Genomic DNA, 23,639 nt, shown 5'->3' with positions numbered 1-23,639 from the left:
TATCAGCGACCGGGTGTGAGAATCCGGAACCAGTAGGCGCCAAGCGCCACTACCGTCTGTAGCATGCTCTATGGCGGCTGTGTGCGGGCAGACTTCGGTCTGGCCGGAGTCCTACTGTCCGGTATTCTCACCCTGCACATAGCTGCCACCTTTTGTCGAGTGAGACCGACATCAGGATGGCTCACCACCAGTAGGAGCTTATGCATGGACAAGATCGTTCCAGACCCACCGCGTACCACCCGGGACCGCCAAGCCTTTGATCGCGCCTTGAGTCACTACCTCCAACCCGATCCCGTCTCCCACCCAATATTTACCGTTCACCAAGACGTCAGCTTTGAAGACGCAATCGCTCAAATCTCTGAATTGCTGCGCTGTGCAGCCGCAACGGCTGAAGGTGCAGTGCAGGGATCAACAGGAGAAAACCGGGGCATGGCGTGTTCCACCGTTCACCTGATAGACATGGCTAGAACGTTGGCAGATCAGGCGTTGGATTGTTTAAAACCGCACTAAGACAAAAAACATGGGGGCTGAACCACTTGAAATAAAATAAATCAGTCCCCTTTACCCGCCTTTACCCGGAATCCTGATCGCCGAACGCCTCGGCATGACGGTTGTGAATGCCCATGATCTGCCAGCGAGCGCTAGTGAGTCGGCGGCACCGGTTTATTCAAAGGTCTTTCGGGGGAGTTGAGGAAAGAGTTCCAAGCCTCGAAGGCATCGTGATGGCGTAGGGTCGCGGCGTCCCAGTCAGCCCCCGCTACTTCCTTTGCGGAAACCATCATCATCATTTTGCTGGTGGCTGCGTCGAGTTCGACTAAGAGCTGGTGAGATTTGAACCTGAAGTCATCTAATCCGCTCATACATTCGCCTTGCGACAGGTCTAGCCGGAAATTCCGTGTTGTACCCGTCTAACTGAGGACAAAGCGTTGATGCCAAACGTTCCGTAGCGTAGACGAGCTACCGCTTCGCTTGATTTGAGCCCGCTCGGGGAAGCTTCTCGGGCTTCGAGCTGGTAATTGTCCGGATAGCACTCGGGGCTTTCAGCCTCGCCAAATCAAGCCCCCTCGCCAAAGCCTCCGTCATGGTTTCGCCGGGCAGCGATTCAGGTGCCTCCTCAAAAAGCATCTTCTCATCCGCCCTATAAACACCTATGAACAACTCTGTCCTTCCAAGAAGTGACATACGGACTTGAACGTTTAACAGGGTGCCATCGGCCTGCCGCTCGTCCACGGACCGAGTGTTAAGCGAAGGATCCGCCCAATCATGGAAAACCTTGCCTCTTCGTCTCATCTGCATCGCCCTGATATTTAGGCGGCGATTATGCGACTTGTACGAATCTGAACGAAATACCACGCCACAAATATTTATTCGCCCTCTTCCCCCCAAAGTCAGCCGCTACAGCGGCAAGCAACCTTATGCGCGTGAAGAAAGCTGAGCGCGAGCAAGTGTGCCTGAAGTACGGCGGGCACTGCGCCTACTGCGGGCAACGTTTCTGGTACGCGTACCTTTTCCAGCTCCCAATAAAAAACCCCGTGGACGTTAATCTACGGGGTTTCTAAGAGTGGAGGCCGAGGTCGGAATCGAACCGGCGTAGGCGGATTTTCAATCCACAATATTTTACTTGTAAATCAGTAGATTGAATCGATTTAAATCCCGCATTACCGCTATTTTCTAGAGTTCGTAACGCAGGCAAACCAAGCAGATCGCTTTGGGTTGCGGAACTACTATTCGCCCACAATTAGAAATCTTCATCATCTAGTGCTTCCTTTGATTTTCGTTGACGTGCTATCGCAACTCGCGCGCTCTTGAGTAGTTCGTCGTATAACTCAAATGCAGGCTCGACTCGGCTGAGTGACGCGAGCATCTTTACGCAGTGTTGCTCCTGCCGCACGTCCTCGGGGAACGGCTCACCGGGTGCCCCTCCCCGCATGCCAGGGTGCACTGAGGCCTCTATTGATGAGCGAATATCAGATAACGCATCTTCGCCGATGAGCTCGGCCGCGTTAAGGATGTCTCGGATGAATTTGGGGTGATCATAAATGAAGGTCGGGTGGCGTTCGCGCAGCACTATGGCAACGATCCGAGCATGAGCTTGCGTACCCGATGACATCCACGCAAGGAGTAGATCAAGAAGTGGCTCGTCGTAATCGCCGCAGAGACCGGAAATAGCCTCACCAAAGCGTCTCACCCCAATAGTTTCTGGCGGTTCGTGGAGTGCCCAGTCAAGAAGCTCTCTTATCAAACGTGGCCCAGCTTCGACACTCATCAGTCCAAGGCTGTTTTCAGTACGCTCTTTGCTCAGGGGCTCATAAGACCAATCGTTCCGACGCGTCGCCTCGATGAGGCGAGCTTTGACTAACGCGACGACAGCGACAGGATCCTCTTGGATTGACGATGCGAGAAAATCCTGGACCCAGAAGCCGTCAAGCACCTTCAACCCTTCAAGTTTCTCCAATATCTCGCCTCGTCTGCTGATGACATCACCGTTCGGAATGCTGTTTCCGCGAGAGATCAAACTAAACAAATCTTGAGTCGCCGTAGAACTAACTTCGAAATCTGCCAAACAAATGAGTTCGACTGCCAGAGCTGGGCTTCTTACAGATACCCGGCGCGCGAGGCTCGACGCAGCTAGTAGTACACTCGGGGCTTTAGACTCAAAAATACGCTTGAACAACGTGATTTCTTGTTGAGTGTAGGGTCGTAACGGTTCAAATTTCGCGTATGCCTCGGCTAGCTGGGCCAATACCTCAATGGAATCCTTCGACCGATTGACGTATCCCACTAATAAATCTGAGTTTCCCGCCTCCACGGCCATACTTAGCGCTTTACCTATGTATGGGGCAAGTTGACCGACGCGGCCCTCGTTGTTCCTACAAAGCAATTCGATAGCAAGACCTGGTACAAAACTGAGGAGATGGTTCACGAGCAGGGAGGGAGAGCCATAACCCTTGGGGGCTATGCTAACAATTTCTTGCAAACAGTCATGCAGCTCATCGAAGAAGCTTCCTACTTCAGGGTACTCAGCCATTAGCTCGGTCGTCAGGACCTCACGATCTTTCTCATGCTCATCGCGCTCAAGCGACTCATTGAGTTTCCATGTTTCCGCTCCCCAGCCGTCAATAAGCGCACGGAGAAATCGCGTCCTCAAGTCTCGCTTCAACAACCCCATGATGGCGCGAGCCTCTTCAGAAGTATCCGGCCAGCCGTAAAACGCATGCCAGGAAACGGACTGTGCGAGTCGAACAAGTACCACGGGCGATACGTGTACTTCGCGCAGCACTACCTGAAGATCCCGCAAGAGCTTCTGGTGTGCTTTTTTCCATTCTTGCTCAGGAGTGTCGCCATGCATTGGACTACGCAAAGCTTGAGCAATCGTCTGTGCTGCGAGAAACGCTCTTCGAGGCGGGCCTTCCCGGAGGTACTTGAGAAGTCCTGCCATTATCTCATCCCTAACGATTTTTGCAGCGTTCAGAGAAAGTTGGTAGCGGGTTATCGTGAAGGTCGAGCGTGAATAACTTGTTGCCTGAATCTCGGTACCCAACGCTCCCTCAAGGATGGTGAACGGCGTATTAACATAGTTGAGCGAGTTTGGCCTTTCCAGAAGCGAAAATGCGAATCGAATAACCTCTCGCACGTATTCGACGGGCTTATTCAACTGAAAAGTGGCTAATTCCTTAAGGATGCGAATACCGTGGCTCGGTTGCTGGTTCAACGCGCGAGCATCGCCTCGACCTGCGGTCCATAAAAGGTGACATGCCTCTTGGACGTGGTCGTACGTATATGCTGCATTGCGCACCATATTACACACAGCCGAGCTGTCTCCATGCTTTTCCGCAATGAGCCGCTTTGCGAAATCCAGCGCGAACCTAGGCTGGTAGTAAGCAACGGCCTCTACTGCATCTACGTGCGGATTGTTGTACCGACTGCTCCAGCACAGCTTAGGGCTGAGACTGCTCAAAACCACACTATCGTCCGTTTTCCCCTCGCGTAAGCGCCAGTCCAATCGGCCAAGATTGACGAATAGGTGCTTCAGCTGGTCCGCATTCGCGAGGTCGAAGACCCGTGTAACTAGCGCGTTAGCTCCTCCATCCGCATTTAGGTAGTTGGAACGAATGATTTCATCTGCCAACAGGTCAGGAGCGAGCCTCGACCGAAGCCCGCGTTTGAACAGAACCCCTGCATCGCTTAGAAGGCGCATCAACCGACTAGCGTCTGATTCCTCAATCCTTTCTACATTCCACAAGATATTAAGCAGCCCCGGATCGTCCGGAATAATGGGCTGAAGTAGCGCGATGACCCGCAGGATAGCCCTTAGCTTCGCAACGTCCTGCCCCGAAACTAAGGTGACAGCAATTACGTCCTGAAGACGCGACAGCACATAGGTTTGAAACTCTTCCGAATTGCCCAGCAGTGTTAGCGGAACATCATCGCGCGCAACCAACTGCGCAGCCAAGACAGTGACCAGCGGCGTCGTGTAGGTTGCTCGGGCAATTTCGGCAGCGGCTGCGATAGGGCCATTGCACTCGGCGAGAACCGATTCCGCGAGTGCTTGCGCTTCCTCCGGCGTTTGCTGGTGCATATCGACACATTGGACCATAGGCCCCAATAGACTTACGTCAGCCGCTTGAAGACGCAATGCCTCCTTTCCGTAAGGACGAAGCGATAAAAGCAATCGCGTTCTGTTGTCCGGCACCGCCGCGTGTCTGAGGAGGATGCCGAGGTCTTCGCGCTCGTGAGCATCATCGACAACAAGCAGCGTCACGCCGCCGAGGCTGTCGCGCAATTTGTCCAGGTGGTGAGCCCTAACCTCCTCGGTAGGCGACACAAATCGAACTTGTAAGGTGGTATTTTCCGCCAGTCGCTGGGTAACTTCGCGAAGAACACGACTCTTTCCGAACCCAGGCGCCCCAACGAGGCAGGTAAGAAGTACTGACTCGTCTCGGACGTGTTCCAAGACCTCTGAAACCTCTGCGTCGCGACCAACAAGAGCCCAAGAATGATTAAAGAAGCGTTCAGGAACCAGGAACGGCTTGAAGAAGACCTCCTGAGTCTGAATGGGGCCCGGCTCATCAATTCCAAGTAGATCTAGTCGCCGACCATTGAAGTAGCGGTCCACCAGGTCCATACGGTCGTAGATCGAGAGGTCATGAAACTTTCGTGTGATGTCCTCACGATCCCACAACTCCCAGCCAGCATGTACAGCTATGGCATCACGTGCCCTTGGGCTTGCAACGCTAGACAGCAAAAGCACCTTCATATCTGCGACAAATGTCTGCTCAGACACTGCAGTATGGACCTTCTGGGCACCAAACTCATTAACTCGCTTGCACTGAAACGAGTAGGTCCCGAATGAGCCGGAGGCGACAATATCGATGCCATGCTGCTTATGACCTGTACCCCCATAACGATGCACGCTGCCTGCGTTTGGTCGATACATACGGTCTAAGAGTGCCGTGCAGAAACTTTCGAAAGTATCCGGCGGCAGCGCTGAGAGCGGGAGCGGGCGATCGTATGTGGTCGCCGTTTCGATACGAAGGCCTGCCTGCACCACTTTGTATCCGGCGGCCACTAACAGCTCGTTTTCCTTGGCGATAACCAGCCTCTCCAGCAAGGGGATATCCTTCGCTCGTGGGCGAGCGACACCTTTCTCCCAGCGACTTACTGACTGCTGGGTTTTTCCAAATGCTGTTGCTAGGTCTTGCTGCTTTGGAAAACCCGCTGCTATTCGGAGCCGAGCCAACACTTTGCCGAATTCTGCGTAAGGTACCAGCCCAGGAAGCGTTTTCATTTTTTGTACCAATTGAAGTACACACAATTGAGCGTATCACAATTTTCAACAAGTCAAAGCCTCCCCAACGCCCGTCTCCCGAAGACTTGATCACGCCTCAGCCGCCCTCCCCACCGCGTCCGATGATGGATCGGGCGTAGCCCTTCCCCAACGCTCTGGACACGTGGGCTAATCCGCTATAACCCCTTCGCGTTTTAGCAATTTCTAAACAAGTTGAAATCACTGCCTGACAGAGGCACTCCCAGTACCTATGCTTGTACTTTTCTCGGAAGGAGCCGACCCCATGCCAAGTGATTATTCGCTGCACGATGTACTGGAGAAGATGTACACCAACCAACTCGCCCTAGAGGCTGCCTTAATGGAGCTGACATTGCATGTCGAAAAGCAAGGCTCGTCAGAGGCTGGGAATAACGTCCGTGATGCACTTGAGACGATTGGCGAGAATGCGGGCCATATAAAACAGGGCCTGGCAAAGCTCAATAGGAGTAAAAATGGTTAACACAAATTACAATTAACCCAACTTTAAAAAACTAGCTTTCAGCCTTTTAACATGAGGGTTGTTAGTATTACCAATTCTTGACTTGGCGCATATAGCATGACTCGTGTATCCCCATCTGAATCACAGAGAACTCGTCTATTAGAAGCAAATGCATACCGTTGCTGCGTATGCAAACGGCCACATCTAGGCTTGCACATTCATCATATTGATAACAATTCCTCCAACACAGTTGACGATAATCTTGCTGTGCTGTGTGTCGAGGATCACGATCGCCATCACCGGCCAGGCCCTTATTCAGCGGCAGTAAATCACCTAGACCTCAAACCACAGGTGATAGCTAATTATAAAAAATCATGGGAAGCATTTGTCACTGAGGCTCAAAGCAAAACCCCAACGGTTGTTGCTACGCTTTCTACGTTCGGAACCGAGGAGTACATTCACTCACTGCAGTTAGTTATGCAGTGGCCCGATGAAAGAATCGAATACCAACGCTCTTTTCATCTTTTGGATGCGAATTTTGATCGCTTATCGACTGAAGTGATAGCGGAGGTGAAAGCTATTGGGCCACATGTGAAGCTAATTTTAGTAGACGCACCTCTCTCAATAGAACACTGTCCATGTTGCGGCACAGGTTTTAGTCGTACAGTAAAGCCGGCTTTAGTGACACGTTTGACTGATCCCACGTGGGAGACCGACTCCATCTGCTCTATTTACATCAATCCTAACCAGCCTTCACTAGCCATTTCCATAGGCTTACGTGATCAGTTCCTGTTCAGTGCTAGCCTACATTTATGCAACGGAACAAACCTTCATTACAGGAACGATTATTATACTGAGAGTATTCCGATAAGAAGCCACCCAAGCGTTCGCTCGCAGACATCGACTATTGTTCGCTCTGTTTTGACCGAGTGGGAACCCGCAAATATTTTTATTGGGACCGGTGACCCCGACCACCCCACACTTATCAATAAACTTGACTTACCTCCCTGCTGGGAAAATCAAGCTTCTGTGCAATCCAGCCCACCAACGCGAAAAGGTCGTAGGAAGGTATAGGGATTCGAACCCCTTTCTTATACATTCCACGCCGCTAGAGCCGCTTAAAATGGGTAATTCACTCCCCTTCACCAGCCGATAACGACCTACAACGGTCCCAGTTTTGCCCTAAATCTGCCCTAGAATTTTCATTAGGGACGGAGGTGACAAAACATGAAGAGTCGGCACGAAAAAAACCGACGCTAACGGCACCAAATAGGATTGCCAGAGCGATACCCCACCTCACAATCTTGGGTAACCTCCACATTGATTCAATCGAATTTTATGCTATTTCTAGTCTTCCTCATCCGGGACGAGCGGTCCGTCATAAATCGCAGCTAACCGTATCACAGCCTCTAAAACCTGCTCAGGCATCGCTCTTCCTTGTATATTTTGGAGAACTCTATCTCGAACTATAAACCTAGAAGGCTTATTGGCATCTGAAATATTATTCAAGCCTATTCGCGAAGAGGCTCTTAGTGCCTCATTAACTGCCTGATCAAGCTCGCCTGGATTAACTTCAATCTCAAAGGGAAGTTTTTCGAAAACCCCACCGTCAATTATCTCGTCTATTACAGACTGATGCCATACAATACCAACTTGTGGATCTGCTTTTTCAGTCACCCCCTCCCGCCCGACATAAATACCTGCAAGTATTGCAACGTCGGTTTGGAATCGATAAGTCATCCCGCCTACTTGAACGGCACCTTTTGGACTGTAATACAGAACAGGTGAACCAGACATACCACTCTTCGACGCAGAGTCGACAAGGTATTTTGCTTGGCCATCCCATCCATCTTGTACTGACGAGGCGATTGTCGCGCGCTTCCAAACGGGCTGGGAATAGTAGTCTTGAATATTATGAGGATAGCCTGGGATAAAAAGCTCCTCCGTTACCTCTACGTTGCTCAACCATGATTCCCTCACAGATGGATCCGGTACTAGGTAGCGCTGTATAGGGCAAAGATCAGCGGGAATATTGCTGACACTACTATCAAGAAGAGCAATAAATACCTCTTCAACCTCTTCACCAAAACGATGGAGCTCCATCTTTAGATTTTCCGTTGGGTCAAAAGGGATAGCTACTACATCCACTCTTGGCCATCCAGACGGATGAATAAGGAAAAGGCTTTTCTCCTCATCCATCAACGGGAGAACCACCGACATCCGTGACGCACCAAAACCTTCATAGCTAACGGCAAGGTTAACAACAATGTTGTTTGGTACTGCGTTTTGTTCGCTCTGAAACTTTAAATTATCAGGATGGCGACCTGTAAGATTATGCCAAGCGGTCACCACATAGAATTTCCCGTCGCGCTTGTAAACCAAACCCGTACCGATGGCAAGATTCGTTCTTTCAAATCGCATCGTTAAATGTACTACTGAATTACTTACGGCGGCCATATTCGCTCCCTGCTTGTCAAATAGTCACCAAAAGATAGCAATAAGCCACCACAATTCCCAGTGCTTTTTTTGAGGCTTTTTTAGACTTCTCGTCCATTTTTGACGGCCTCCCCTGTGTGCAATGTACGGTCTTTACGGAGCCCCTTTTCCTGTTCATTTTTTCAAAATTCCTAACGGTATCGAGATGCCAGAACCGCCAAGGTGAGGGCCAACCGAGAAATCGCGCTGTTGTCACACATGTTCACGATCGCGCGCGAGTGGGGACTGACCAACAATGCCAACCCTTGCTTCGGCGTACGCCGAAACAAGGAAAAACCGCGGGACTACTATGCCGGCGAAGTGGTTTGGAATGCGGTATATGGAGAGGCCGTGCAGGAATTAAAGGATGCCATGGACCTTGCCTACCTGACCGGCCAGCGCTCTGCCGATGTGCTGAAGGTGGCAGCTACCGACCTGGCCAACGGCTTCGTAGGGGTTCGCCAGGGCAAGGGCGGCAAACTTCTGCGTATTCGCCCGGACGATGCCCGCGAACAATCAGCGCTTAGTCTATTCCTAGACAACCTGCTCGAACGCAGATCGTTAAGTGGGATTAAGACCTCAACGCTTATCACGAACGCATCCGGCCTTTGGATGAGCCAGCAGATGCTACGCAACCGCTGGGATGAAGCCCGGGATAAAGCAGCCATCAAGGCCGGTGCCGACGGAGATCCCGCCCTGGCTGTACTAATCCGTCAGTTTCAGTTCAAAGACATCCGCCCCAAGGCTGCCAGCGAGATAGAACTTGCGCATGCAAGTCGGCTGCTCGGCCACTCCACTGAGGAGATGACGAAGAAGGTCTATCGGCGCGTCGGTGAGATCGTAAACCCCACGAAGTAACAGGCCAAACACACCCTCACTCTGCGCTGTTCTGCCCCCTCATTGCGATCAAAAACGCGTAGGGTTGCGGAACACATTCCAAAAGTTGCGGAACACTTCTCAAATCACAGGCAATAAAAAACCCCGTAGATCATTGATCTACGGGGCTTTAAGAGTGGAGGCCGAGGTCGGAATCGAACCGGCGTAGGCGGATTTGCAATCCGCTGCATAACCATTTTGCTACTCGGCCTCAAACGATCAATGCCTTACAACCGACATTCACCGCATACAAACTTGAGTGGGCTATGTGAAGCTTGCCTCTACTCTATCTCATTGAAAACATTGAAGTTTTTAATGCTTCAGTGCGTTCGATGGGCGCAATTATGTACTCATTTGCCAGGGCTTGCAACCCCTTGATTTCAAAAAATATTCTCTCAAGGGGCTTCGTTTCCTGGTGGGCTACCCTACCGCCCGGCTTCTTCCTTGTCACGGATAACCTGCAATTGGTACTGCGGGTCCGCCTTGATCTGCTGTTCGGTAAACGGCAATGGGCTGAGTTTTTTCTCGGAAAACGCCTGGGTCTGGTCCTTGTAGTATTTCGACGCCGGGTCGCTGGACAGGGAGAACGCCAGCACGCCTTCGGCATTGGGGCCCTTCTCGTCGAAGGTCACGATCTGCAAGTAGCTGCTGCCGCTGACCACTTCGCGCTTGCCGTCAGCCCTTGGCACGCTTTGCATGGCGTTGTAAACGCCGAGCTCTTGCGGCCCGCCGTGGATCGGGGTCTGGCCCGAGACCTGGATGTCACCCCAGCGGCTGTCGGCGGTCAGCCCGCGTTTGGCAACGTCGGCGGCTGAGGCAAGCATCGCTTCATGCAGCGCCTTGGCCACGCCTGCGCGTTCAATCGCCAGCCCACGAGGTGTGGTCAGTGGTTGTGCCGGGTCAAACCCCACTTTCCATGCATCGGGTGCTTGTGCCAGTTGTTCCGCCAGGTTGATGAAGTGCACCAGGCCCACGCCGCTGTCGAGGTTGGCGCGCTGGTCCCAGCTTTTGAGGCTGTCGCACACGGATTTCACGGCGGCGTCGGCACCCGCGCAGTACTTGAGCAGGTCCGGCATGACTTGGCTGGCAAGGTACACCTGGTTGTCCATGACCATGTTCTGCAAGTCGGCGGCTTTGATCGGTTGCTTGTCGAGTTCCTGCAAGCGCTGCAAGGCGAAACGGGCACGTGGGCCCAGGCCGATTTTCTCCTGGCTGATCACCGGCGAGAATCCGGTCAGCGGCGCTTTGGGGTTGGCCATCCACGCCGAGTCATTGGAGTGCTGCACGTAGTCGGTGCGCTGCAGTTGCGGCAGTTGATCGGCCGGGAAAATCCCAGACTGGGCGGCACGCGGGTCCACGTCCCAGGCGCAGGCGCTGCGGGAGCCGTCGAGCATGATGAACTGCAGGCCCACCCGGGGATCGCTGCACTGCGCAAGTTTTTTCGCGCTGACGTTCGGTACCACCGACAGGTTCATGTACAGGCTCTGGCCCTGGTCGTCCGCCGCCAGGGTGTTGACCCACGGGATACCTTGCAGGGTGTGCACCGAGTCTTGCAGTTCCTTGAGGTTGGCGGCGCGGTTCATCGCGTACCACTGTTGCAGAACGCGGTCGTTGCCCAGGTTGGCGTCTCGCAGGCTGAAGGCATATTTGTTATCCCAGTCGAGCTTGCCAGGCCATTGCACCACCGGGCCGAACTGCGAGCTGTAGACCGTGCGGGACTGTTCCTGGGTGCTGCCGTCGGCGGCTTTGACTGTCACCTTGATGCTGGTTTTATCCATGGGCAAGGATTTGCCATCCAGCAGATAGCGGGTCGGGTCTTTCGGGTCCAGGGTCAGTCGGTACAGCGTGAAGTGCTTGGAGGTATCAACGGTATGCGTCCAGGCCACGTGCTGGTTGAAGCCGATATTGATCACCGGCAGGCCCGGCAAGGCGGCGCCCATTACATCCAGCTGGCCGGGAATGGTCAGGTGCATCTCGTAGAAACGCATGCCGCCGACCCACGGAAAATGCGGGTTGGCCAGCAACATGCCGCGACCATTGAACGAACGGTCACGGCCGACGGCGACGGCGTTGCTGCCACGGTCCAGGGCGAAACGCTGTTGATTGGCGGCTGCGACCTCAAATGCCTTGGCATCCACCTGAGCCACGGTATTGGGCGGCGTGGCGCCCACCACCGCTTCGGCAAACTGCCCGACGCCACCTTCCACCAGCAGCCGACGGGTCACCTTGACCAGGTCTTCAGCCGTGATCGGCCGTACCCAAGCCGCCTGGCACTGCGCCGGCAAGCCTTGGGCGGTACGCTCCTTGAGGTAACGGTTGTAGCCGGCAACATACCCTTCGATGCGCTGCTGCATCGCCGGGGGTTGCGCCTTCCAGAATGCCGCAACGGCCTCGGGTGTGTTCAGCCACGTGAAGAACACGTCGTTGGTCAGGTTATTACGCCCTTCCTGGGTTGCCTGCTCGGGGCCAAAGTACTTGGCGCGCTCGCCGTTGACGGTCACCACTTCATTGGCCAGCAGGCACAGGTTGTCCTGGGCATAGGCATAACCGATGCCAAACCCCAGCCCACGCTCATCGTTGGCCCGGATATGCGGTACACCAAAGCTGGTACGCCGAATCTCCGCGGTGGTCTGTTGCTCCTGCACCCGCGCCGTGGCCGAAACACTCAGCCCCAGCAACGCCCCAACCACGCACACCCTGAACAACCCGTTGGAAATAATCACGCAGACTCCACAGCCAAATTAAATACCGTGACGAGGGATAGCTTCGCCAACACCTCAGTTAAGACGTAAATACCGAGAATAATTTATAAAATCGACAGGTTGAACTTGAGGTATTTATGTCTCGAAGATGTTACCGACAAAATTTCTACATCCCGCGCTTCATGATTTCGGCTGCTCGTACGTCTTATTAACTAAGAGCGCCATCATTTTCCTGATCAGGCTCTGATAAGGAGTTTTTGCATGTACAACCCGCAACTGCCCACGGAAGGACACTCATCCATGCATGACGGAGGCTTTGGCACCGGAAACCAGGCGTTCGGCAAAGCGCCGGAACATGGCAACCAGCGCATTCGTCATTTGCTCAAGTGTTTTGGCCTGCGCACCAGCCTGATCCGGCTGAAGGTCATCGACGCCCTGCTGACGGCCGCCGACAACCAGCGCACCCTCGGCGTGCGGGGCGTGCACAGCCATTTGCTGGAGCTGGGCATTCCGTTGTCGTTTCTCAGCGTGCGGGAGGTGCTCAAGCGCCTGTGCACCGAAGGCGTGATCACCCTGAACGCCGACAAGAGCTACAGCCTGCATGAGCAGGCTGCCAAAGTCCTGGAAGGCCGGGCCTGACTCAGAGGTTAGGCTTGACCTTGCGGCGCATCACACCGTTGATCACCACCACAGTAACCGCTACGGCAATCGCGATGTACTGGAACGTCTTTTCGCTGATGACCCCGTTGTTCTGCAGGTAGGACAGGCCAAACATGGTCCCCAGTACCACCAGGGAAATCAGAATCGAGTATTTCAAACGTTGCTTTTGGGTCATGACGGGTTCCTGAAGCTAAAAAATTGTATCCACTTTGTATCGACTGCCACACCAAGCACATACCCATTGGCGGGGATGGATTGGGGTCGGCGGGGTCTCATGTTACAGGCGATGAAAAACTTTGGCTTGCCCAACGCCTGATTGAACCTGTGAGTACCCTAGAGGATTTTGAAATGCTTCGTCGAATCACACTGCTGATTCCCTTGTTGATCATGTTGAGCATGAGCGGCTGCATTATTTTCCCCCACGGCGGCGGCGGTTGGCATGACCATCGCTACTACGACGGCGGACCAGGGTATTACCATCGCTGATCGTCATTCGCACATTTTCTGACAACTTGAACACTGTCCAGGCGGAGCCGCCACCCCTGTTTCCGACACTCAGGAAGAGCGTCCAGGAAGCAGGGAGGTTTTCCTGAAAGGCGCATCCCTGATGAGCGTGCCTCAAGGTGTTCACGATGACCTCAATAGTCCGCAACTCTGTTCTGTCCTCCACCCCTTATCCGTCACCTCCCCCACCTCCGATACCGCTCCCCGATATTCCGCCTTATTCCGATGAAACATTGCAACGCGCAACGGACGTTGAGGATCCCGCGGCTGACCCACCGCCCCCCGATGGCCCGAAAGCCCTGAAGACCGCGCTGGCTGACCGAAAAAACTGGCAGACACTGGCGCAGCAGCTCACTGATGTCGCCACGGTGGTAGGGCCAAACGCGCCTTTTTTGGCAGTGCAGTCTGCGCTGGCAAGCCGGCTGATGGACCTCGCCCCCAATGCGTCGTACACCCCCAATAGTGCTAACGCTGTCAGTCTGGCGAACTTTCTCAAGGCTAATGGCCTGCCCGAGCCAACCACCCATGACGAACTGCTGACCCTGGGGCGGGCATCGCTTGCACGCTCACACCCCCATCCATGGGGAAATCTGGGCGGTGGTTTGTCTTGGCCCCTGCCCTTGAGCACACATCAGCAAAGCGAATTGCTGACAGCCGCCAGAGAGCATGTCGGTAGTTTTCAGCAAGCAAGCCAGCAGCGGGGGCTCCTGGAGTTTCTGAACAGCAACCTGCCGCTCTCCGCCGAAGCCTCAAGCGATCCGGTCAAAGCCCTGGAAGCCCTCATCGGCTCCCCCCGAGGCCAAGCGTTGGGAGAGGCCTTGCAGAACAAGCTGGAGAGCATTTCGACTGATAGCAGTGTGAATGATCACGTACTGGCAGCCATCAATCTCGCTCTGGATCACGAGTCCATCACCCAACCGCATCGCAACAAGGTGGCCGGATTCGATCTGTCACATAAACAATATTGGGGCAAACCAATCTCGGCGATTGTCGCCGGCCTGCACCAGCATTTGATTGATACCGGTAAAACCTCACCCGCCAACGCCTCGCTGGGTACCCACCTGCTGTTGATGCGGGCGGCGCCGCAGTTGCTGATCAAGGATATTCCCGACAGCGTGGTATACGGCAGCCAGACCTGGGCCAACGTGTGCATCGCGGCGGCGGCTGTCGAAGCCAAGTCCCCTGGAAGCGTCGCGAACATGAGCTTTGCCGAGGTGATGATCGCCGCCGACTCAAGTGGTGCCGCTCCCGAGTCAGCGCAAACTGCAGCGCTGTTGGATTGGGCCGTGGCCAATGGGGTGCTTGAGGCGAAAGACGACAGGCTTTACGAAAAAGCAGACATTGATTCCGCCATGGACGCGTTCAACTATCAATTGGGCAAGCTGAAACACGCCTCCGCCCTGCTTGACGCCCCCATGCCCAGCCGTAAGCAGATGGCGCTGGACGCGCTCAAGGAAAAATTTGGCGAGGGCGTACCTTTTGAAGAAAAGGTGTTGCTCAAGCCCAACAAAACCGCCAACAAGACGATCCCCATCCGCGGCCCTTATTCCATGCTGGACCTGACCATGCAGGGCGAGAAAATAACGGCATCAGACTGGGCGCTCAAACCGGGAACGCACGGTATCGACCTTGACGCTTTCGCTGCCTTTACCCAGGGACCCGGCTTCAACGTTCCCGTCACCTTTGACAACGCCATAAGCCAGACCATAAGCGACTATAAAACCGTCAAGAAATATTCCATCTTGAATGCCCTCGCCAACCTTCCACCGGAGGACAAAGAAAACCTGCGGTTAGGAAAGCTGAACTTCTACAAAGAAAACTCCTACAGAATCAGCTGGACCCCATTCGCAGGAGAAACCCTCTTCCATACAAGCAAAAAAATTCTGGTAACCACACAACACCAGAACAAGCCGTCCACCTATGAGTTCGATACCGAAAAAGGCAGCATCAGAAAAGTCAGCAACGCCATCATCACGCGCCAGGACCAGAAGATCGCCAACGAAGTAACCCGAATAGAAGAGTTCTCCACCTTCGGTTCCAGGCGCGACTATGTAAAGCAAGAGAACCCGCTGGAGGGATCCAATCCCAACCTGTTCAGGAATTTCCGGGCGGAGTACCTCGCGGATTCAATTGTCGAGGGCCTTGACCTCGATGCGATTAAACAACGCGCCGCCGGAACCACCCCGGATGAGCATCGAAGGGCTGTCGCCGACACCATCGGCAACTTTTTCCTCGACCTTATTCCGCTCAGGTCAGCCATCGTCAACCTGAGCAACGGAAACTATAAAGACGGGTTCTCTGACCTGGCATTTGATGCGTTTGGCTTTCTCACGGCAGGCGCAGGCGTCGCCGCGAAGGTCGGGAAAACCCTGGGCACTGTCAGCAGCGCGGCCAGCAAAGCCCTCAAGCTGAGCAAGATTTTCGGGGTTACCGCACTCTCGGAACTCAATCCGCTGAGCGGCCTTGGCGACTTGGCAGTCGGCGCGGGAAAACTCGCCATCAGCGGCGCAAACGCTGCCACCCAGGGCTTGAAGACACTCAAAGGCACTGCGAACAGTCGGGAGCTCGTCGCCGCTGGTAATCGATATGAGGCAGCCGCCACCGGCTCGTTCCAGATGGGCGAGCAGACGGTCGAAGGCAGCGCCGTGCAGATCAAGGGCAAGTGGTACGCTTTCGACGCACAAAAGCACCAGCCGTACGGCAGCCCTCTGCAGACGTTCAGTGGCGCTGATACGCTGGAACCCTCCCCCAACACCTACGCCTCTTCGAGCAAGAGCACTCACCGGTTTAACCCGATGAACACCGTCAACCGCCCACCTCGAATCAGGAAGCCGTTACCCGAAGGCCAATACGTGGAAAGTTTGAAAGGAAGGCTCGAAGTCGACCATTTCAAGCCCGACACCCGCCAGGCAACGCTGGATAAGTTTCGGGTGGAAATGGAGGACTATTATGAGGCGATCAAGGATGGAGGCCTTCCGCCGCGCCCTGCCATCCCCGATGTCCCCGTACCGGTCCCCGCAGCCGAGCTGATCACAGAGGCCTTGAAAGCATCAAACGGCGTGGTATTTGGAGAGTTTCACTCCCAGATGGCCAGCTTCAAGCTGCTCTACGACAACGTGAGTACGCTGAAGAGCCAAGGAGTAAAGAAGATCTACTTCGAAGGGTATATCGACATGCCTGGTGGCGCGAAGGACGATGGTATCGGCATGCTCGGAAAATCCGGAGTTCCGCGCACGAACCCATCACTGGCGCAACTCAAGCAAAAACTGGAGGTTAACGGCATAGAGCTGTTACCGATTGATCATTATTATCTAACGCGACACAAACATGACAAGTCGCGCAGCTCGACACAGTCGGGCGTCAACTCGGAACAGCGGCTCAAGGAGTTCAACTACTACGCTGCCGAAACCATTCAGGCCAATTCCGGCACCGAAAAGTGGGTGGCGTTGGTGGGGCATGCCCACATGAACACCTCTGAAGGTGTTCCCGGCCTGGCCGAACTCACGGAAGGTATCGGCATCGGGATTTTCAACGACAGGAACAGGACCAATGGCAGCATCGGTCTTAAAGCAAAAAAGCACATTCCCGACCCAGCCAGGCCGTTACAACCCAACGACATTCCGGGCGATCTACAGATCTACGTAAAACCCTGAGCAAATCGCCAGGCCCCGGAAACGTCTCCGGGCCCTGGCGAAAGGGGCTTATCCCCCATGCACCCAACGCTGATGCAACCAGCGCGCAAACGCATCCAGGGCAAACCCCAACAGGCCGATCAGCAGCACCATCGCCATCAGCTCCGAGTAGGCCAGCCGGTCGCGAGTGTCGAGGATGTAATAACCCAGCCCGGCACTGACCCCGAGCATCTCGCACGGCACCAGCACGATCCACAGGATCCCGATGGCCAGGCGCACGCCGGTCAGCACGTGCCCCATCACGCCGGGAATAATCACCCGGCGCAAGGTTTCCCAGCGCGTGGCGCTCAGGCTCTTGCTCAGTTGCAACCAGCGCGGATCAAGCTGACGCACACCCGCCGCGGTATTCAGCAGAATCGGCCACACCGCGGCGAACGCCAGCAGGAAGTAGATCGGCTGGTCGCCCACGCCCATCAACATCACCACGATGGGCATCCACGACAACGGCGAGATCATCCGCAAAAACTGGAAAGCCGGCGTAGTCGCCGCCTCCAGTTTGCGCGAACTGCCCACCAGCAAGCCCAACGGCACGCCAATCAGTAACGCCAGGAACAGCCCGACGAAGATCCGCTTCAGACTCACGGCGATGTTCAGGTACAGCTCGCTGCGCCCCAGCAATTCCCAGAGGCTGGCGAGGGTCGCCGACAGCGAAAACCGCGCAGACAAACCGTCCGCACTGCCAAACACTTTCACCCCCAGCCACCAGAGCAACAACAATCCCGCCAGCCCACTCAAGCCAAGCAACCAGCCCGGCAAGCCCAAGGTTTTGCCGTTATTCAAACGCCAATCTCCTCGTGCCGCTCGAAGCCTTCCGGCAAGCCGAAGGTCTTCATGCCGCCCACCGCCGCAATGGCGTTACGCACGAAGCGGTCATCCACCAGGTCTTTGGCGACAAACGCCGGGTCCAGGTCGGCGAGGAATTTCTTGTCGCCCTCGATCAGCGTGTCTTTCAGGCGACGCACCAGTTCCTCGGTGTAGCTGGGGAATGGATACGGCTGGAAGTCGATACGGTGCTCGTCCCAGTTGGCGTGCTGGATCGCGCCGTCAGCCAGGTATGCCGCACGGTCGCTGGCAGCCGGCGCCAGGACTTTACGCAGTACCGGTTCGGCATGCGGCGTGTAGCGGTTCTCGCCGTCCTTGGACAGCAGCTTCACCGCCTCTTCACGGTTGTCGCGCGTCCAGACCTGGGCCTTGACGATTGCATTCACCACCTTCTGCGACCATTCCGGGCGGTTGGTCAGGTCATGCTCGTGCATGAACACCACGCAGCACGCATGGTTGCGCCACACGTCGCCGGTAAAGCGCTGCACCCGGCCCACGTTGAGGTTTTCCGCCAGGGCGTTGAACGGCTCGGCGACGATGTAGCCGTCGATGCGTTTGCTGGCCAGGGCCGGCGGCATGTCCGAGGGCGGCAATACGATCAGGTTGACCTCGTTGGCGGCAATTGCGCTACCCGCCGCACGCGCCACCGGGGTCAGGCCGTTGTCACGGAACAGCTGCTGCACCACCACGTTGTGGATCGAGTACCAGAACGGAATCGCCACCGACTTGCCGCCCAGTTGCTTCACATCAGTAATGCCCGGGGACACGGTCAAACCCGAGCCGCCCACATGGTTCCAGGCCACGACCTTGGCCGGGACCTTGCTGCCGTAACGCGCCCACACGGTCATCGGCGACAGCAGGTGAATCACGTTGACCTGGCCGGAGATAAACGCCTCGATCACCTGGGCCCAACTGCGCAGCAACACCGGGCGCTCGGCCTTGATGCCTTCGGCTTCGAACAGGCCGTTATTGTGGGCCACCAGCAGCGGCGTGGCGTCGGTGATCGGCAGGTAGCCGATGCGTACCGGTGCGTCCGGCTCACTGGCCGCGCGGGCCTGCAAGCTGCTCAGCAGCGGCAAGGCACCGGCGGCACTGAGCACGGCCGAGAGTTTGAGAAAATCACGGCGCGAGTGAGTGAGGTCATCCAGACACATGGCAAGGCTCCAGCAGTTCAGGGGGTTGGGGTTCGGTGCGGCTCGCCCGCCGTAGGGTTTTGAGAATCTCGATGCGCAGGGTGCCGATGGCTTCCACCTGTTCTTCCCGCGGTTGCGGCAGGTCGATGCGCCATTCGCCGAGGGTCCGCGCCGGGCGGTTACCCAGTAGCAGAATCCGGTCGGACAACAGCAGCGCTTCGTCGATGTCATGGGTGATCAGCACTGCGGCCGAACCTTGCTCGCGATTGACCTTGAGCAGCAGGTGCTGCATGTCGGCACGAGTCACTTCATCCAGGGCGCCGAAGGGTTCGTCCAGCAGCAAGACCTGCGGCTGGCGGGCCAGGCAGCGGGCCAGCGCCGTACGCTGGGCCATGCCGCCGGACAACGCCGCCGGGAACTGCTGCCGGGCGTGTTCCAGGCCTACGGCGTGGATCGCGTGGTCGACCCGGCTGCGACGCTCTTCAGGGCTGAGATGCGGCTGGCGGGCAAAATCCAGGCCGAAGGCGACGTTCTTTTCCAGGCTGAGCCACGGCAACAGGCTGGGGTCCTGGAACGCTACCGCCACCCGAGGATGCGGGCCATTCAACGGCTCGCCCAGCAGGCGGATGCTGCCCCCCTGGGGCGCCTGCAAACCGGCAAGCACCCGCAGCAGGCTGGACTTGCCAACACCGCTGGGGCCGAGGATCGACACCACTTCGCCGGGTTGCAATTGCAGGTCGAACCCTTCCAGCACCGAATTGCCCCCATAGCCCAGGCAAATTCCCTGGGCGTGCAATACCGCCTGGCTCATAGATTGGCCTGACGGTTCAACTCGGTGCGCAACTGCACCAGGCTCGGGGTCACGATCGGTACAAATGCCGACTCGCGCCAGCGCCGGGCAAAGCCGCTGCCGTGGGCGGTCAGGTAGGCCTTGCCGCCACTGGCTTGCAGCTCCAGTTGGACGGCGCTGGCAGCAATTTCCGCAAGGGCGATGCGCAGGCGGAACAACGGTACCGGCTCGGTACCGAAGCGGCCGCTCAGCAAGCCTTTCTTGAGGTCGTTGACCGCCTGTTCCAGCGAAGTGCGCAGCACTTCCAGCTCTTCACGCAACACGGTGCGGCTGGAACCCAAATGATTAGCCACTTCGGCCAGCGAGCGTCGCGCCAGGCCGATGGACATGCCGCATTGCAAACCGAGAAATGCCGGGCGCACGGCCGGCAGAAACTTGCGTGCATCATCATGCAGCAACCAGTCGCGGCTCAGTTCCACCGCTTCAAAGCCGAGGGCTGCGGTGTTGCTCGATTGCAGGCCCAACAGTTCCAGGTCACGGGAACGTTGCAGACCGGACACCGAATCGGGGATCGCCAGGATAAACGGCGCCCCGCCCTGGGCATGCTCGATAGCGGCGGCCACCACAAACCCGTTCTTGCGCAGGTTGGTCACCCAGTGCAGGCGGCCATTGAGGTTCCAGCCGTCATCGGTCGGCTCGGCGCTGATTTGCAGCGACTCGATACCCGACAAGAATTTCATCGCATTGGACAACCCGGTGGCCCCGGCCAGCTTGCCGCTCAGCAGGTCCGGCAGCAGTTGCTCACGCAGGCGCTGATTCGGGCTTTGCAGCAGATATTCGATAAACGAACGTTGGCCCCAGCACACAAACGCCGAGGCCAGGGAATGACTGGCCACATCGGCAATCGCCTCTATGGCGCCCGTGACGTCGCCGCCCAGGCCGCCGAGGTCCTTGGGCACACCGATACGTAATACATTGGCCTCTGCCAGCCGTGGCAGCACTTCCTGCGGATCGCAACTGCCCACATCCAGGGCCTGCGCTTGAACATCGAGCCAACGGCTCAAGATTGGGTCAAGCATTCATGTTTCTCCTTGTTACAGCATGTTTACCATCGCGAACGCTTGCGCGCCTTCAGCTTGCCGGTTTTTCCCAACGGTACTGCGCCAGCTCCGGGTTGAGCGGCGTGCGCGCAAACACGTTGGCGAAATTGCACAGGGTGGCCAGGCTGACGCCCAGAATAACCTCAAGCGCATGACCGTCGGTGTAGCCCGCCTCACGGAACGCGGCGTAGCCGGCGTCGCTGACATCACCGCGGGTGGCGATCACTTCACGGGTGAACGCGGCCAGTGTCTCATAACGCTCGTTGGGCAGTTCGCCACGCTGGCGCAGGGCGTCGATCACGTCTTCCGGCAGCTTGGCCTTGTTGCGCGCTACAGCAGTGTGCCCGGCGACGCAGAAATCGCAACCGTGGTTCGTGGCGGCAATCAGTTGCACCACTTCGCGGTCGGCCAGGCTCAGGTCGGACTTGGCGTTCAGGCCCGACACGGTGATGTAGGTTTCCAGTGCTGCCGGGGCATTGGCCAGCACCGCCAACAGATTGGGGATGAACCCGGAACCCTTCAGGGCAGTTTCCAGAAAGGGCTTGGCCGCTTCAGGGGCGGTTTCCAGGGTTAGCATCGGTACGCGGGACATGGAGTGGTCTCCTCATGGAATCGTGTACCAAGTCTGTTGGTTATAAAAAATCCGCTCAATAGTCTAAAGTAGCGATTACTTGCTCTAGAGTCTTTCCGTTAGATGAATTCGTCCAGTTCCCTTGTCGATTGGTTATTAGATAGCCTCGAACTCAACACCAGTCTGTTTCACGTCGGGCGTTACTGCGGCGACTGGCACGCCAGCACCCACGGTCTGGCGAGCGCGAGTTTTCACCTGGTGGTGCAAGGGCAGTGCTGGATGCACATCGATGGCGACCCGACCCCTTACCCACTGAACAACGGTGATGCGGTTTTCCTGCTGCGGGACCTGGCATACCGCTTGTCCAGCGATGGCACTGCCGCCGGCGCCCAGGAATGCCCGCGCAAGCCAATGGTGCCGCTGGACAACCAGGCGAGTGACGGCGTGGGTTTGGTGTGCGGGTTCTTTCATTTCCAGTCCGGGCTGTCGGCGATGATTGTCGACACCCTGCCCGCCTGGATCATCCTGCGGGCCGGTGACCCTTCGCTGACCGCTGCGCGCAACCTGTTCGAATTGATCCTGCAGGAATGCGAGCGCACGCCAGCGCCCTCGCCCGCCTTGCTGGAGCGCCTGTGCCACCTGCTGTTTCTGTACGTGCTGCGCCAACAGGTGCTGGACAACACCGACCTCGGCGGGCTCGCGGCGCTGGCCCGGCAACCGGCGTTTGCCAACCTGCTGGAACAGTTGATTGCACGCCCCGCCGATCCCTGGACCCTGGAAAGCATGGCGGCCTGCACCGGCTTGTCGCGGTCGGCGTTCTTCAAGCGCTTCAATGAACTCTGCGGCCAGTCGCCGGGGCAAGTGCTGCTGATGATGCGCGTGCGCCACGCCTGCCAGCTGTTCAAGCAAGACCAGACGGTGGCGGACGTATCCCTCGCCGTGGGTTATCAATCGGTCGCCGCCTTTACCCGCGCCTTCCATAAAGTCACCGGCATCCAGCCCGGCGCCTACCGCAAGGCTCAAGGCTGACGCTGCAACCCGTTGCCCGGCCGGGCGCAAAGCTCCACCAGCCAATCTACAAATACCCGCACCCGTTGCGACAGTTGCCTATGGGGCGGGTACAACGCAGTGAGCGGCAACTTCGGCGGGGGCTCATGCGCCAGCACCTCCACCAAGGTGCCCGCTTCCAACTGGCGAACGGCGTGGTAGTAAGGCGTCTGCACCAGGCCGTAACCCGCTTCACAGGCCGCCAGGTAGCCATCGGCACTGTTGACCGCCACTTGCTTGGGCAGGTCGACCAAACGGATATCGTTGCCGATCTGAAACTCCAGGCCATAACGCTTGCCGCTGGTGCTGGAGAAATATTCCACTACTTGATGGCCGGCCAGGTCATCCAGCGTCGATGGCATACCGAACTGCTGCAAGTACCCGGGACTGGCGCAGGTCACTTGATCCATCATTGCCAGCGGCCGGGCCACCAGTGACTCATCCAGCGCCAGGCCGCCGCGCAACACGCAGTCAACGCCTTCGCGGATCAGGTCCACCGGGCGGTCGTTGAGGCCGATTTCCAGATCAATCTGCGGGTAACGTGTGGTGAACTCGGGCATTGCCGGAATCACCAGGAAACGCCCGATCCCGGACGGCATATCGATACGCAACGTGCCGCGCGGGTTTCGTCGGCTGGTGGAGAATACCGCCTCGGTTTCCTCAAGGTCCGCCAGCAGGCTCACGCAACGCTGGTAGTAGGCGGCACCGTCCAGGGTCGGGCTGACCTGGCGCGTGGTGCGCTGCAACAGTTGCACCCCAAGGTGTGCCTCCAGTTGCTTGATCAGGATGGTGACCGAGGCGCGCGGCAGTTGCAGGCTGTCAGCCGCCTTGGCAAACCCGCCCAGTTCGACAATCCGCACGAACACTCGCATCGCATTAAAACGGTCCACGGGCCGGTTTCCTTCAAGGATTATTTAGAATTTCATAATAGTGATAGCGGTTTTAGCCGGTTTATCCCGCTTTTGTCGAGGGCAACAATGGAGCCCTTCCCACACAGGAGC

At 56.6% G+C, this 23,639-nt stretch carries 17 protein-coding genes, 1 tRNA gene and 1 pseudogene; 7 read left to right on the top strand and 12 right to left on the bottom strand.

The features are described from left to right. Positions 1 to 204 precede the first annotated feature (204 nt). A complete protein-coding gene (locus ACUN0G_RS28000; RefSeq protein WP_445574922.1) occupies positions 205 to 510 on the top strand; it encodes a DUF6124 family protein in 306 nt (101 codons plus the stop codon). Positions 511 to 641: 131 nt separating this feature from the next. On the opposite strand, the gene ACUN0G_RS27995 is transcribed toward ACUN0G_RS28000, so the two are convergent. Continuing rightward, on the bottom strand, positions 642 to 860 hold the full coding sequence (locus ACUN0G_RS27995; RefSeq protein ID WP_445574921.1) for a hypothetical protein: 219 nt from the start codon (positions 858 to 860) through the stop codon (positions 642 to 644). Positions 861 to 1,738: 878 nt separating this feature from the next. Then, a complete protein-coding gene (locus tag ACUN0G_RS27990; RefSeq protein WP_445574920.1) occupies positions 1,739 to 5,788 on the bottom strand; it encodes a helix-turn-helix domain-containing protein in 4,050 nt (1,349 codons plus the stop codon). 283 nt (positions 5,789 to 6,071) lie between these two features. Between ACUN0G_RS27990 and ACUN0G_RS27985 the strand changes: the two genes are divergently transcribed. Next, the gene (locus ACUN0G_RS27985; RefSeq protein WP_445574919.1) at positions 6,072 to 6,287 is read left to right on the top strand and encodes a hypothetical protein; all 216 of its coding nucleotides are present in this window, start codon (positions 6,072 to 6,074) and stop codon (positions 6,285 to 6,287) included. 1,326 nt (positions 6,288 to 7,613) lie between these two features. Here ACUN0G_RS27985 and ACUN0G_RS27980 read toward each other — a convergent pair. Continuing rightward, a complete protein-coding gene (locus ACUN0G_RS27980) occupies positions 7,614 to 8,723 on the bottom strand; it encodes a hypothetical protein (protein ID WP_445574918.1) in 1,110 nt (369 codons plus the stop codon). Positions 8,724 to 8,897: 174 nt separating this feature from the next. Between ACUN0G_RS27980 and ACUN0G_RS27975 the strand changes: the two are divergent. After that, positions 8,898 to 9,599: pseudogene (locus ACUN0G_RS27975) on the top strand (tyrosine-type recombinase/integrase); the annotation flags it as partial. 155 nt (positions 9,600 to 9,754) lie between these two features. On the opposite strand, the gene ACUN0G_RS27970 reads toward ACUN0G_RS27975, so the two are convergent. Further along, a tRNA-Cys gene (locus tag ACUN0G_RS27970) sits at positions 9,755 to 9,828 on the bottom strand. A gap of 214 nt (positions 9,829 to 10,042) precedes the next feature. Further along, positions 10,043 to 12,340, bottom strand: a complete 2,298-nt coding sequence (gene pvdQ, locus ACUN0G_RS27965) for a bifunctional acylase PvdQ (RefSeq protein WP_445574917.1) — start codon at positions 12,338 to 12,340, stop codon at positions 10,043 to 10,045. Between the two features lie 240 nt (positions 12,341 to 12,580). On the opposite strand from pvdQ, the gene ACUN0G_RS27960 reads away from it, so the two are divergent. After that, entirely contained in the window at positions 12,581 to 12,958 is a 378-nt protein-coding gene (locus tag ACUN0G_RS27960) for a fe2+ zn2+ uptake regulation protein (protein WP_093197443.1), read from the top strand. Between the two features lies 1 nt (position 12,959). Here ACUN0G_RS27960 and ACUN0G_RS27955 read toward each other — a convergent pair whose 3' ends face one another. Next, complete coding sequence (locus ACUN0G_RS27955) at positions 12,960 to 13,154, bottom strand: hypothetical protein (RefSeq protein ID WP_010171562.1); 195 nt, start codon at positions 13,152 to 13,154, stop codon at positions 12,960 to 12,962. Between the two features lie 173 nt (positions 13,155 to 13,327). On the opposite strand from ACUN0G_RS27955, the gene ACUN0G_RS27950 reads away from it, so the two are divergent. Continuing rightward, entirely contained in the window at positions 13,328 to 13,465 is a 138-nt protein-coding gene (locus tag ACUN0G_RS27950; RefSeq protein ID WP_010171564.1) for a hypothetical protein, read from the top strand. 146 nt (positions 13,466 to 13,611) lie between these two features. After that, the gene (locus ACUN0G_RS27945; protein WP_445574916.1) at positions 13,612 to 17,136 is read left to right on the top strand and encodes a membrane-targeted effector domain-containing toxin; all 3,525 of its coding nucleotides are present in this window, start codon (positions 13,612 to 13,614) and stop codon (positions 17,134 to 17,136) included. Positions 17,137 to 17,184: 48 nt separating this feature from the next. Here the strand turns inward: ACUN0G_RS27945 and ACUN0G_RS27940 are convergent, their stop codons facing one another. The 5 genes from ACUN0G_RS27940 to ACUN0G_RS27920 are packed head-to-tail and all read right to left on the bottom strand — an operon-like array spanning position 17,185 to position 21,612. After that, positions 17,185 to 17,937, bottom strand: coding sequence for an ABC transporter permease (locus tag ACUN0G_RS27940; RefSeq protein WP_172834573.1), 753 nt, complete (start codon positions 17,935 to 17,937; stop codon positions 17,185 to 17,187). 14 nt (positions 17,938 to 17,951) lie between these two features. Then, positions 17,952 to 19,151, bottom strand: coding sequence for an ABC transporter substrate-binding protein (locus tag ACUN0G_RS27935; RefSeq protein WP_063030691.1), 1,200 nt, complete (start codon positions 19,149 to 19,151; stop codon positions 17,952 to 17,954). After that, the gene (locus tag ACUN0G_RS27930; protein WP_445574915.1) at positions 19,138 to 19,941 is read right to left on the bottom strand and encodes an ABC transporter ATP-binding protein; all 804 of its coding nucleotides are present in this window, start codon (positions 19,939 to 19,941) and stop codon (positions 19,138 to 19,140) included. The genes ACUN0G_RS27935 and ACUN0G_RS27930 overlap by 14 nt, the downstream gene beginning before the upstream one ends. Next, a complete protein-coding gene (locus tag ACUN0G_RS27925) occupies positions 19,938 to 20,999 on the bottom strand; it encodes an acyl-CoA dehydrogenase family protein (RefSeq protein ID WP_076013902.1) in 1,062 nt (353 codons plus the stop codon). The genes ACUN0G_RS27930 and ACUN0G_RS27925 overlap by 4 nt, the downstream gene beginning before the upstream one ends. 52 nt (positions 21,000 to 21,051) lie before the next feature. Beyond that, entirely contained in the window at positions 21,052 to 21,612 is a 561-nt protein-coding gene (locus ACUN0G_RS27920; protein WP_445574914.1) for a carboxymuconolactone decarboxylase family protein, read from the bottom strand. Positions 21,613 to 21,714: 102 nt separating this feature from the next. Here ACUN0G_RS27920 and ACUN0G_RS27915 point away from each other — a divergent pair, with 102 nt between their 5' ends. Continuing rightward, entirely contained in the window at positions 21,715 to 22,620 is a 906-nt protein-coding gene (locus ACUN0G_RS27915; RefSeq protein ID WP_330208426.1) for an AraC family transcriptional regulator, read from the top strand. On the opposite strand, the gene ACUN0G_RS27910 is transcribed toward ACUN0G_RS27915, so the two are convergent. Continuing rightward, the gene (locus ACUN0G_RS27910; protein WP_445574913.1) at positions 22,611 to 23,528 is read right to left on the bottom strand and encodes a LysR family transcriptional regulator; all 918 of its coding nucleotides are present in this window, start codon (positions 23,526 to 23,528) and stop codon (positions 22,611 to 22,613) included. The genes ACUN0G_RS27915 and ACUN0G_RS27910 overlap by 10 nt on opposite strands. Positions 23,529 to 23,639: the final 111 nt, after the last annotated feature.

This window comes from Pseudomonas sp. 32A (genome assembly GCF_052682255.1).
The sequence above is the reverse complement of the archived record's forward strand: the minus strand, read 5'-3'. Positions and strand labels throughout refer to the sequence as shown.

Coding starts and splice junctions, on each gene's coding strand:
- ACUN0G_RS28000 (WP_445574922.1), top strand. CDS start 205: ATGGACAAGATCGTTCCAGACCCACCGCGTACCACCCGGGACCGCCAA.
- ACUN0G_RS27995 (WP_445574921.1), bottom strand. CDS start 860: ATGAGCGGATTAGATGACTTCAGGTTCAAATCTCACCAGCTCTTAGTC.
- ACUN0G_RS27990 (WP_445574920.1), bottom strand. CDS start 5,788: ATGAAAACGCTTCCTGGGCTGGTACCTTACGCAGAATTCGGCAAAGTG.
- ACUN0G_RS27985 (WP_445574919.1), top strand. CDS start 6,072: ATGCCAAGTGATTATTCGCTGCACGATGTACTGGAGAAGATGTACACC.
- ACUN0G_RS27980 (WP_445574918.1), bottom strand. CDS start 8,723: ATGGCCGCCGTAAGTAATTCAGTAGTACATTTAACGATGCGATTTGAA.
- ACUN0G_RS27960 (WP_093197443.1), top strand. CDS start 12,581: ATGTACAACCCGCAACTGCCCACGGAAGGACACTCATCCATGCATGAC.
- ACUN0G_RS27955 (WP_010171562.1), bottom strand. CDS start 13,154: ATGACCCAAAAGCAACGTTTGAAATACTCGATTCTGATTTCCCTGGTG.
- ACUN0G_RS27950 (WP_010171564.1), top strand. CDS start 13,328: ATGCTTCGTCGAATCACACTGCTGATTCCCTTGTTGATCATGTTGAGC.
- ACUN0G_RS27945 (WP_445574916.1), top strand. CDS start 13,612: ATGACCTCAATAGTCCGCAACTCTGTTCTGTCCTCCACCCCTTATCCG.
- ACUN0G_RS27935 (WP_063030691.1), bottom strand. CDS start 19,151: ATGTGTCTGGATGACCTCACTCACTCGCGCCGTGATTTTCTCAAACTC.
- ACUN0G_RS27930 (WP_445574915.1), bottom strand. CDS start 19,941: ATGAGCCAGGCGGTATTGCACGCCCAGGGAATTTGCCTGGGCTATGGG.
- ACUN0G_RS27925 (WP_076013902.1), bottom strand. CDS start 20,999: ATGCTTGACCCAATCTTGAGCCGTTGGCTCGATGTTCAAGCGCAGGCC.
- ACUN0G_RS27920 (WP_445574914.1), bottom strand. CDS start 21,612: ATGTCCCGCGTACCGATGCTAACCCTGGAAACCGCCCCTGAAGCGGCC.
- ACUN0G_RS27915 (WP_330208426.1), top strand. CDS start 21,715: ATGAATTCGTCCAGTTCCCTTGTCGATTGGTTATTAGATAGCCTCGAA.